Source organism: Streptomyces sp. NPDC013317 (assembly GCF_055563155.1).
Genome location: NZ_JBVHDX010000021.1, coordinates 66,065 through 76,197, shown reverse-complemented (window position 1 = coordinate 76,197; position 10,133 = coordinate 66,065). Strand labels below are relative to the sequence as shown.

At 70.7% G+C, this 10,133-nt stretch carries 11 protein-coding genes; 8 read left to right on the top strand and 3 right to left on the bottom strand.

Annotation, left to right across the window (positions count from 1 at the left end):
- Positions 1-186 precede the first annotated feature (186 nt).
- Both ACZ3IJ_RS34310 and ACZ3IJ_RS34305 read left to right on the top strand, forming a co-directional pair.
- Positions 187-738 carry a TetR/AcrR family transcriptional regulator gene (locus ACZ3IJ_RS34310; RefSeq protein ID WP_391799686.1) on the top strand — a complete coding sequence of 184 codons (552 nt, stop codon included), beginning with the start codon at positions 187-189 and terminating at the stop codon, positions 736-738.
- Complete coding sequence (locus ACZ3IJ_RS34305) at positions 735-2,279, top strand: MFS transporter (protein WP_467474808.1); 1,545 nt, start codon at positions 735-737, stop codon at positions 2,277-2,279. The genes ACZ3IJ_RS34310 and ACZ3IJ_RS34305 overlap by 4 nt, the downstream gene beginning before the upstream one ends.
- Positions 2,280-2,361: 82 nt before the next feature.
- On the opposite strand, the gene ACZ3IJ_RS34300 is transcribed toward ACZ3IJ_RS34305, so the two are convergent.
- Positions 2,362-3,033 (bottom strand): lysophospholipid acyltransferase family protein, encoded by a 672-nt coding sequence (locus tag ACZ3IJ_RS34300; protein WP_352186489.1) that lies wholly within the window; start codon positions 3,031-3,033, stop codon positions 2,362-2,364.
- 223 nt (positions 3,034-3,256) lie between these two features.
- On the opposite strand from ACZ3IJ_RS34300, the gene ACZ3IJ_RS34295 reads away from it, so the two are divergent.
- The 3 genes from ACZ3IJ_RS34295 (at position 3,257) to ACZ3IJ_RS34285 (ending at position 5,653) form a co-directional block, all read left to right on the top strand.
- Positions 3,257-4,432, top strand: a complete 1,176-nt coding sequence (locus tag ACZ3IJ_RS34295; RefSeq protein WP_467474806.1) for a glycerophosphodiester phosphodiesterase — start codon at positions 3,257-3,259, stop codon at positions 4,430-4,432.
- 181 nt (positions 4,433-4,613) lie between these two features.
- On the top strand, positions 4,614-5,153 hold the full coding sequence (locus ACZ3IJ_RS34290) for a sigma-70 family RNA polymerase sigma factor (protein ID WP_467474804.1): 540 nt from the start codon (positions 4,614-4,616) through the stop codon (positions 5,151-5,153).
- Between the two features lie 17 nt (positions 5,154-5,170).
- Positions 5,171-5,653: a GNAT family N-acetyltransferase gene (locus tag ACZ3IJ_RS34285; protein WP_467474802.1), complete on the top strand. Its 483-nt coding sequence runs from the start codon at positions 5,171-5,173 to the stop codon at positions 5,651-5,653.
- A 216-nt stretch (positions 5,654-5,869) separates the two neighbouring features.
- Here ACZ3IJ_RS34285 and ACZ3IJ_RS34280 read toward each other — a convergent pair whose 3' ends face one another.
- Positions 5,870-6,280, bottom strand: coding sequence for a hypothetical protein (locus ACZ3IJ_RS34280; RefSeq protein WP_467474800.1), 411 nt, complete (start codon positions 6,278-6,280; stop codon positions 5,870-5,872).
- Entirely contained in the window at positions 6,280-6,642 is a 363-nt protein-coding gene (locus ACZ3IJ_RS34275) for a hypothetical protein (RefSeq protein ID WP_467474798.1), read from the bottom strand. Before ACZ3IJ_RS34275 ends, ACZ3IJ_RS34280 begins: the two co-directional genes overlap by 1 nt.
- A gap of 653 nt (positions 6,643-7,295) precedes the next feature.
- Here ACZ3IJ_RS34275 and ACZ3IJ_RS34270 point away from each other — a divergent pair.
- The 3 genes from ACZ3IJ_RS34270 to ACZ3IJ_RS34260 all read left to right on the top strand — a co-directional run bounded on the left by ACZ3IJ_RS34270 (position 7,296) and on the right by ACZ3IJ_RS34260 (position 10,022).
- Positions 7,296-8,408, top strand: a complete 1,113-nt coding sequence (locus tag ACZ3IJ_RS34270; RefSeq protein WP_467474796.1) for a methionine ABC transporter ATP-binding protein — start codon at positions 7,296-7,298, stop codon at positions 8,406-8,408.
- Positions 8,405-9,073: a methionine ABC transporter permease gene (locus tag ACZ3IJ_RS34265; protein WP_391799694.1), complete on the top strand. Its 669-nt coding sequence runs from the start codon at positions 8,405-8,407 to the stop codon at positions 9,071-9,073. Before ACZ3IJ_RS34270 ends, ACZ3IJ_RS34265 begins: the two co-directional genes overlap by 4 nt.
- 91 nt (positions 9,074-9,164) lie before the next feature.
- Positions 9,165-10,022: a MetQ/NlpA family ABC transporter substrate-binding protein gene (locus ACZ3IJ_RS34260; RefSeq protein ID WP_467474794.1), complete on the top strand. Its 858-nt coding sequence runs from the start codon at positions 9,165-9,167 to the stop codon at positions 10,020-10,022.
- The last annotated feature ends 111 nt before the right edge of the window (positions 10,023-10,133 follow it).

The window sequence follows — 10,133 nt, the reverse complement described above, 5'->3', positions numbered from 1 at the left end:
GGTCGGCACTTTCGTCATCAGCCACACCCGGTTCCCCCGGACCACGACCAAACTGCCCAAATCCCCTTGGGACCACACCACTGGTTCTAAGGCTTCGTCATGTCCACAGCATTCCTTCCCGCCTCCGGGTGAGGCGTTGATTTATCGAATGAGACACTGACGTCTCATTCGGTGTATGGTCGTCTCATGTCAGTCGACCGCACCCAGGTGCTCCGCTCCGCTGCCGCCCTGCTCTCCCGGAAATCGACCGCCACCATGGACGAGGTCGCCCGGGCCGCGGGGATCGGCCGCGCCACCCTGCACCGGCACTTCGCCGGGCGGGACGCGCTGGTCAGGGCGCTGGAGGCGATGGGCCTCGTGGAGTTCGAGGCCGCGTGCGACGCCGCACGGCTCGACGAGGGCCCGGCCGACGAGGCGCTGCGGCGACTCGTCGCGGAAACCGAGCCCAACGCCCCGCTGCTGGCCTTCCTCGTCACCGAGAACCAGCTCTTCGAGGGCGACGACGTCGACGAGGGCTGGGCCCGGCTCGACGCCAGGGTCAGCGCGCTCTTCAGACGCGGCCAGGAGGAAGGCACCTTCCGGATCGACCTGAGCCCCGCGTGGCTCACCGAGGCCCTCTACGGCCTCGTCTCGGCCTGCGCCTGGTCCGTGATGGACGGGCGGGTCGCCGGCAACGACTTTCAGTACATGATCACCGAGCTGCTGCTCGGCGGCGCACGACGGAGCGTGGAGAAATGAGCAGGACCCTGCAGACGAGCCCGACGGCGGAGCCGGAGGTGAAGAGCCCCGGCCGCTGGCTCGCGCTCTCGGTACTCGTCCTGGCCGTCCTGCTGGTCGCGGTGGACGCCACCGTACTCGGTCTCGCGACGCCCTCCCTCAGCGAGGACCTCAAGCCGTCCGGTACGCAGCTGCTGTGGATCGGCGACATCTACTCGTTCGTGATCGCAGGCCTGCTGGTCTCCATGGGCTCCCTCGGCGACCGGATCGGCCGCAAGAAACTGCTCCTGATCGGTGCGACCGCCTTCGGTGCCGTCTCGGTGCTCAACGCGTACGCCACCAGTCCCGAGATGATGATCGTCGCCCGCGCCCTCCTCGGTGTCGCCGGCGCGACCCTGATGCCGTCGACCCTGGCGCTGATCCGGAACATCTTCCACGACCCCAAGGAGCGCAGCCTCGCCATCGGCATCTGGGGCGCCACCGCCTCGGCCGGCGCGGCCGTCGGTCCGGTCGTCGGCGGAGCGCTGCTTCAGCACTTCTACTGGGGCTCGGTCTTCCTCATCAACCTGCCCGTGATGGCCGTCCTGGTCCTCGTCGGCATCAAGCTGCTGCCCGAGTCCAGGAACCCGGTCGCCGGCCCCTGGGACCTCGTCAGCGTCGGGCTCTCGCTCGTCGGTGTCATCGGAGTCGTGTACGCCGTCAAGGAGGTCGCCTCGCACGGCCTGACGTGGGAGGTCGGCGCGGCCGCCGTCGTCGGCGCCGGGGCCCTGTACGCCTTCGTCCGGCGGCAGCACACACTGACCGCGCCCCTGCTCGACATGCGGCTCTTCAAGCACCGCGGCTTCTCGGGCGCGGTCCTCGCGGACCTCCTCACCGTCTTCGGACTCTCCGGACTGGTCTTCTTCCTCTCCCAGTTCCTGCAGCTCGTCCAGGGGCGTGACCCGCTGGAGGCCGGCCTGGCCGAACTGCCCGCCGCCATCGGCGCGGTGGTCACGGGTCTGATCGCCGGCCGGTACGCCCGGCGGTTCTCCGTACGAGCCGTCGTGACCGGCGGTCTCGGCGCGATCGGACTCGCGCTCGCCGCGATCACCCTGGTCCACAAGGAGACCGGCTATCCGCTGCTCGGCGCCGCCCTGCTCGTCGTCGGCCTCGGCGCCGGGTTCTCGTTCACCGTCACCGCCGACGTGATCCTCTCCAGCGTGCCCAAGGAGCAGGCGGGTTCGGCCTCCGCCGTCTCCGAGACGGCGTACGAACTGGGTGCGGCGCTCGGCATCGCGCTCCTCGGCTCGATCGTCACCGGCGTCTACCAGGGCTTCACGGCCCCGGAGGGTGTGCCCGCGGACGCCGCCGCCGCTGCCCACGACTCGCTCGGCGGCGCGTTCGAGGCGTCCGCGAACCTCGACCCCGCCACGGCCGGCGACCTGGTCTCCACCGCCCAGGACGCCTTCGTCGACGGCCTGAACATCGCGGCGGGTGTCGGCGCGGCGGTCCTCCTCGCGACGGCGGCCGCGGCCTGGTTCCTCCTCAAGGGCCAGAGGCTGGAGGACGGCATCGAGCACTGACGCGCATCCCCGGGCGTCGGTCACGAAGAGGGGCCCCGCCCGGCGAATCGCCGGGCGGGGCCCCTCCTTCACGTCGTGACGGTTACGCGGCCTTCGCCTTCGTGGCGTACATGTCGACGTACTCCTGGCCCGACAGCCGCATGACCTCGGACATCACCGAGTCCGTCACGGCCCGCAGCACATAGCGGTCCCGGTCCATCCCCTCGTACCGCGAGAACTCCATCGGCTCGCCGAAGCGGACCGTGACCCGGCCCGGCCGGGGCAGCCCCGCCCCGCCCGGCTGGATCTTGTCGGTACCGATCATCGCGAACGGCACCACCGGCGCGCCGGTCATCAGCGTCAGCCGCGCGATGCCGGTACGGCCCCGGTAGAGCCGGCCGTCGGGGGAGCGGGTGCCCTCCGGGTAGATGGAGAAGATCTTGCCCTCCTCCAGCACGCGGCGGCCGGTCATCAGGGCCGCGACACCGCCCCGGCCGCCGTCCCGGTCCACCGGGATCATGCCGACGCTGGTGAAGAACCAGGCCATCAGGCGGCCCTTGAAGCCCTTGCCCGTGACGTACTCGTCCTTGCCGATGAAGAAGACCGGGCGGTCCGTGCAGATCGGCATGATCATCGAGTCGATGAAGGTGAGGTGGTTGCCCGCCAGGATCACCGGCCCCGTCCCGGGGATGTTCTCGACGCCTTCCACACGTGGGCGGAACATCAGACGCAGGATCGGTCCGAGCACTGCCTTGATGAGTGCGAGACGGGACAACGGTTCCTCCGGTGTCGGGAACGGGCGGCGCGTACGGGGGCCGTGCAGGTGAGGACGATACTCGCGGGTCAGGGTCGTGCGCACATCGGGTTCATCGAGTGGATACACAGTGTTGACGTGTGTTTCCGCCATGTTCTACCAGCGTCTGCCGCAGAGAGGGTGCGACTGCCTACGGTCGGAGCGTCGTTTGACAGGTGCGGGACATCACATCGAAGGAGCCTTCATGACACAGGGTGAGCTTGGCAGCCCGGCCCGGCGGGCCGTCCTCGGCGCGGCCGGCGCGGCGGTCACGGGCGTGGCGGGTGCAGCCGTCCTCGGCGCCTCCTCGGTCCTCGCCGCCGGCACCGCCCAGGCGGCCGAGGCGAGCGGTGCGGGCCGCGGGCACGGCCACCGCTCCCTCCCCGTCCCCACCGTCATCGCCCACCGCGGCGCGAGCGGCTACCGCCCCGAGCACACCCTCGGCTCCTACCAGCTCGCCCTGGACCTCGGCGCGCACGTGATCGAGCAGGACCTCGTCCCCACCAAGGACGGCCACCTGGTCTGCCGCCATGAGAACGACATCACCGGCACGACCGATGTCGCCGACCACCCCGAGTTCGCCTCCCGCAGGACCACCAAGTCCGTCGACGGAGTGTCGTACACCGGCTGGTTCACCGAGGACTTCACGCTCGCCGAGCTCAAGACCCTCCGCGCCAAGGAGCGCATCCCGGGCACCCGCCAGCGGAACACGCTGTACGACGGCCGCTGGCAGGTCCCGACGTTCGAGGAGGTGCTGCGCTGGGCCGACCGCGAGGGCCGCCGCCGTGGCCGCGACGTCTGGCTGCACGTCGAGACCAAGCACCCCACCTACTTCCGCTCCCTCGGCCTCGGCCTGGAGGAGCGCCTCGCCACGCTGCTGCGCCGGTACGGCCGCCACCGCGCCGACTCCCCGGTCTTCCTGCAGTCCTTCGAGCCCAGCAGCATCCAGCGGCTCGCGAAGCTGGTGAACTCCCCGCGCGTCGTGCTCCTGTCGGCCGCGGGCAGCCGCCCCTGGGACTTCGTCCAGGCGGGCGACCCGCGCACCGTCTCCGACCTGGTCACACCCGCCGGCCTGCGCTGGATCGCCTCGTACGCGCAGGGCATCGGGCCCACCCTCGACCTGGTCATCCCGCGCGACGCGAGCGGACGCCTCGGCACCCCGACCACCCTGGTGCGCGACGCCCACGCGCAGGGCCTGATCCTCCACCCGTACACCCAGCGCAACGAGAACAGCTTTCTGCCGGCCGAGTTCCGCCGCGGCACCGACCCGAACGCCTACGGGGACGTCTTCGGCGCGCTGAAGACCTATCTGGCGACGGGCATCGACGGCATCTTCTCCGACAACCCGGACACGGCGCTGCTGGCGGTGTCGGACCTGTAGGGCCTGTGGGGGGCATGCGTTCCGCAGGGCGGAACGGGTGGGCGCGACCCACGGGGGCCGGCGCCGTTCGCGTGGTCCGTCCAGTCCGGGACCCTGGGCCCGGACCACGGGAACAGCACCCGCGCGAGTGGTTTACGTGCCGTCCGGCAACCACCCGGGACGGCGGGCCGTCGTGCGGGACATGACCCACCCCCACCTTCTCCGCACGCTCGCCCCCCTCCTCGCGGCCGAGTCGAACGCCGAGGCGTCCGCCGCCGGTGTCGAGGCGGGCGACCTCGAACAGGCCGTCTGGCTCAGGCTGCTCGAACGGCTGAGGGACGACGCCGCGCCCACCCACCCCGCCGACTGGCTCCGCCGGGCCGTCCGCGCCGAGGCCCGCCGCGCCCGCCGCGCCGCCCTGCGGGAACGCCCCTACCGCGGCGAGGAGGCCGGCGAGCCGCACGACTCGCCCGAGAGCACCGCCCTGACGACCGAACGCCGCCGCGCCGTACGCGCCGCCGTACGCCGGACCCCGGGCCACTGCCCGCGTCTGCTCACCGCGATGCTCGATCCGGCCGACCCCACCTACCGGGAAATCGCAGGGGAGTTGGGTATCTCACAGGGCAGTCTGGGACCGATGCGTTCCCGGTGCCTGGGATGCCTGCGCAGAATGCTGGCCTCAGAGGTTCCCGTGACGACCCCGAGGGGAAGGGTGCGGGAGACCGACCGATGGACCAGGTGAGCGGGAGGCATGCACACATGGGCATGAGCGTGACCATCTCAGCCGCGGACGCACAGGACGCGGAGCACATACTCAAGCTGCAGTACCTCTGCTACCAGAGCGAGGCGGAGCTCTACGGCGACTACTCGATCGAGCCGCTCACCCAGACCCTGGCCGCCCTCCGGGCCGAACTGGCCCAGGGGCACGCGCTCGTGGCACGCCTCGGCGACGAGATCGTCGCCTCCGTACGCGCCCGGGCCGACGAGGCGGGCACCGTACGGATCGCCAAGCTCATCGTCCACCCGCGCATGCGGCGCCACGGTCTCGGCGGCCGGCTGCTCGACGCCATCGAGGGCCGGTTCGCCGGCGATCCCGCCCCCACCGCCAAGCGCTACCAGCTCTTCACCGGCCACCGCAGCGAGGGCAACCTGCGGCTCTACCGCAGCAAGGGGTACGAACAGGTCGCGGCGCGCGAGATCGGCCCCCGGCTCACGCTCGTGACCCTGGAGAAGGCCGCCTAGGGCGTGTTGCGAAAGTCCCGCCTGCCCCGCGACGCCTGGCACGCACGCTCGCTGCGTTGTCGGGATCGTCCGAGTACACCCGGTACGAGGACGACCCTCCGCCTTGCGGTCGCACGCACCAGACGCCGCGGGGCCCGCCCTTCGGGCGGACGGCGCTACTTGCGCAACACGCCCTAGCCCCGGGGGGCCGGCATCCGGTCCCGGGCCGATGCCTCGCTAGGCGTTCGCCCGCGAGCGCCGCAGCCACCAGATCCCGGTCAGCGGCAGGAGCACCGGGATGAAGATGTAGCCGTAGCCGTACTCCGACCAGACCGTGGCGTCGGGGAACGCGGACGGGTCGACGAGCGTCCAGGTCCCCACGGTCAGCACGCCCACCAGCTCGGCGGCGCAGCACACCAGCGCCGCCCTGCGGGCCGTCTCCCCGCCCCTGACCAGGGTGTACGTGATGAAGGCGTACACCACGGCCGCCACCGCCGACAGTGCGTACGCGAGCGGCGCCCGGTCGAACTCGGTCGCGATCTGGTAGATCGAGCGCGAGACCGCGCCGACCGACATCACGCCGTACAGCCACACCAGCAGCATGCCGGGGCCCGTGACCAGACGGCCGGCTCCCTCGGTCGCACTCATCAGCCCACCGTCCAGATGTCGAAGAGACGTACCTCGAGAACCGCGAGGACGACACCGCTCGCCGCCACCGTCGCCGAGCCCCACCGGCTCCGCTCGCTGAGCGACATGAACGCGGCCGCGGGCACCGCGCACAGCGAGCCCAGGAGATAGGCGACGAAGATCGTCGCGCCCTCCTCGGCCTTCTCGCCCCGCGACAGCTGCACGATGCCGACGACCAACTGCACGAGTGCGAGGAACGTCACCACGGCCATGCCGATGAAGTGCCAGTCCTTGGTCGGCTGGTCGCGGGTGAAGGCGAAGCCGCACCAGGCGGCGAGGGCGAGCGCGGCCACCGAGACCGCGACCGTCAGGGCGTCAAGCATGGGCCCGAGGGTATTACGGGCCAAAAGGCCCGATGCGCTCGCCCCCCGCCCCGCCCGTAGGGGCGAGACCCGGCCCGAGCCCTGCCGGCTCGGGGCGGTCCGGCTCGGCGTCGACCCGGCCGCCCGCGTGGCCTTCGCGGACGCCCCCACCGCGGGTCGGGCCGCCGGTCGCGCCGCGGGCACGCGGACCGTGGCCTTGACCACAACCCCCCACCCGTCGGCGCCCGACTCCGGCATCGCGGCGACCGACCCGTCGGAGCTGTCCGCGCAGGCCACGGACGGCGGAGAGGAGATCACCGCCGGAGCGTGACGGCCGGACGAGGTGTCCGCATGATGTCTCAACGGGGTCCGCTATTCGGACACCCCCGATTCGGCGGAACAGGTGCGTGCTTTACTTGCAGACATGACCACGACGAGCAGCCGCACCCTTGCGACCGAGGCGATCACGACGCCCGGTGCTCGTTGTATGTGTCGAATGTGCGCCTTCTGAGGGCCCCCGCCGAGCCTCGCGCCCCGAAGCGAGACCCCGACGGCCGAGCCGATCCGCCCGCCGAAACCGGTGCCGGACCGTGCCCGCCCCGCGCACGCGCCGCCTTCCGGCCGACCGCCGAAGCCGGCCCCCTGCGCCTGACTGTCCGAACGACGAATGCCCCGTGCCCGGCGGACCCCGCGCCGCGCACTCGACAGTGACGGAAACCCCTGTGATCACCACTACGGGCCTGACCAAGGTCTACGAGTCGCGAGGCCGCCAGGTCACCGCTCTGGACGGCGTCGACCTCCACGTCCGCGAGGGCGAGGTGTACGGCGTGATCGGCCAGAGCGGCGCCGGCAAGTCCTCGCTCATCCGCTGCGTCAACCTCCTGGAGCGCCCCACCTCCGGCACCGTCACCGTGGACGGCGTCGACCTCACCGCGCTCGCCGCCACGGGCCGCCGCGCCGGCAAGGACCTGCGCCGCGCCCGCAGCAGCATCGGCATGGTCTTCCAGCACTTCAACCTGCTGTCCTCCCGCACGGTGAAGGACAACATCGAACTCCCCCTGGAGATCCTCGGCGTCTCCGGCGCCGAGCGCTCCCGCCGCGCGCTGGAACTCCTCGACCTCGTCGGCCTCGCCGACAAGGCGAAGGCCTACCCCGGCCAGCTCTCCGGCGGCCAGAAGCAGCGCGTCGGCATAGCCCGCGCCCTGGCCGGCAACCCCAAGGTCCTGCTCTCCGACGAGGCCACCAGCGCACTCGACCCGGAGACCACCCGCTCCATCCTCCAGCTGCTGCGCGACCTCAACCGCCAGCTCGGCCTGACCGTGCTGCTCATCACGCACGAGATGGACGTCGTCAAGACGATCTGCGACTCGGCCGCGCTGATGCAGAAGGGCCGGATCGTCGAGTCCGGCACCGTGAGCGAACTGCTCGCCACCCCCGGCTCCGAGCTCGCCGCCGAACTCTTCCCGGTCAGCGGCGCCGCCACCGGACCCGACCGCACCGTCGTCGACGTGACCTTCCACGGCGAGGCGGCCACCCAGCCGGTGATCTCCCAGCTCTCCCGTACGTACAACATCGACATCTCGATCCTCGGCGCCGCCATGGACACCGTGGGCGGCAACCAGATCGGCCGGATGCGGATCGAACTGCCGGGGCGTTACGAGGAGAACGTCGTCCCCGTCGGCTTCCTGCGCGAGCAGGGCCTCCAGGTAGACGTCGTCGAAGAGGAGAACGCGCCCGGGACCGCGCCCCAGGCGGCGCCCCTGCTCGTCAAGGAAGGTGCCAAGTGACCTGGTCGGAGATGCAGCCCCTCCTGGAGCAGGGCACGGTCGACACCCTCTACATGGTCCTGTGGGCCACGCTCGTGACGATCGCCGGCGGACTGCCGCTCGGCATTCTCCTCGTCCTCACCGACAAGGGCGGCCTGCTGCAGAACACCGTCGTCAACAAGGTCGTCGGCGTGATCGTGAACATCGGCCGCTCGCTGCCGTTCATCATCCTGCTGATCGCCCTGATCCCCTTCACGACCTTCGTCGTGGGCACCTTCATCGGCCCCACCGCGATGATCGTGCCGCTCGCCATCGGCGCCATCCCGTTCTTCGCGCGCCTCGTCGAGACCGCGATCCGCGAGGTCGACCACGGCCTGGTCGAGGCCGTCCAGTCCATGGGCGGCTCCGTGACGACGATCATCCGCAAGGTGCTCCTGCCCCAGGCCCTGCCCTCGCTGGTCTCCGCCGTCACCACCACCGTCATCGTGCTCATCGGCTACTCCGCGATGGCCGGCGCGGTCGGCGGCGAAGGCCTCGGCTCCAAGGCCATCACCTACGGATACCAGCGCTTCGACACCCAGTTCATGCTGGTCACCGTCGTCGTCCTGATCGCCATCGTCACCGTGGTCCAGCTCATCGGCGACCTCGCCGTGCGTCTCCTCGCCCGCCGAGGGCGCACCGCCTGACCCAGGCGCCACCCCAGACTTCGTCCATCGGAGAAGAGCCCGGACTTGTTGTCCAGGCGTCCACCAGCACCACCGGAAAGAGGCACTCTTCGTGCGTAAGAACATCAAGCTCACCGCCGGCATCGCCGCCACCGCCGCGCTCGCCCTCGGCCTCACCGCCTGCGGCACCGCGTCGGACCCGTCCTCCGCCAAGGACGCGGCCGGCTCCGCCGACAAGCCGCTCGTCGTCGCCGCGTCCCCGACGCCGCACGCCGACATCCTGAACTACGTCAAGGACAACCTCGCCGCGAAGGAGGGCCTGAAGCTGGAGGTGAAGGAGTTCACGGACTACGTCCTGCCGAACACCGCCACCGAGTCCGGCCAGGTCGACGCCAACTTCTTCCAGCACAAGCCGTACCTCGACGACTTCAACAAGAAGAACAACACCCACATCGTCCCGGTGGTCAACGTCCACCTGGAGCCCCTCGGCCTCTACTCCAAGAAGGTCAAGGCCCTCTCCGACATCAAGGCCGGCCAGACCATCGCCGTCCCCAACGACACCACCAACGGCGGCCGCGCGCTCCAGCTGCTCGCCGAGAACGGTGTCATCACCCTCAAGGACGGCGTCGGCACCAACGCCAAGCTCTCCGACATCACGGACAAGAAGGGCCTGGAGTTCAAGGAGCTGGAGGCCGCCACCGTGCCCCGCGCCCTGAACGACGTGGACGCCGCGGTCATCAACGGCAACTACGCCATCGAGGCCAAGCTCTCGCCCGCCAAGGACGCCATCGCCGTGGAGAAGGCGGAGGGCAACCCCTACGCCAACTTCCTCGCCGTCAAGGAGGGCAACGAGAAGGACGCGCGCGTGCAGAAGCTCGTCAAGCTCCTCAACTCGCCCGAGGTGAAGAAGTACATCGAGGACACGTACAACGGCTCGGTCATCCCGGCCTTCGGAGCCGTCGCCAAGTAAGGCCCGCAGTACAGTTCTTGTGACGAAGGCCCCCGCACCCCGTCCGGTGCGCGGGGCCTTCGCCGTACCTCGCCCGTATCTGACGCCACATCGGACCCGGCGATGCGCACC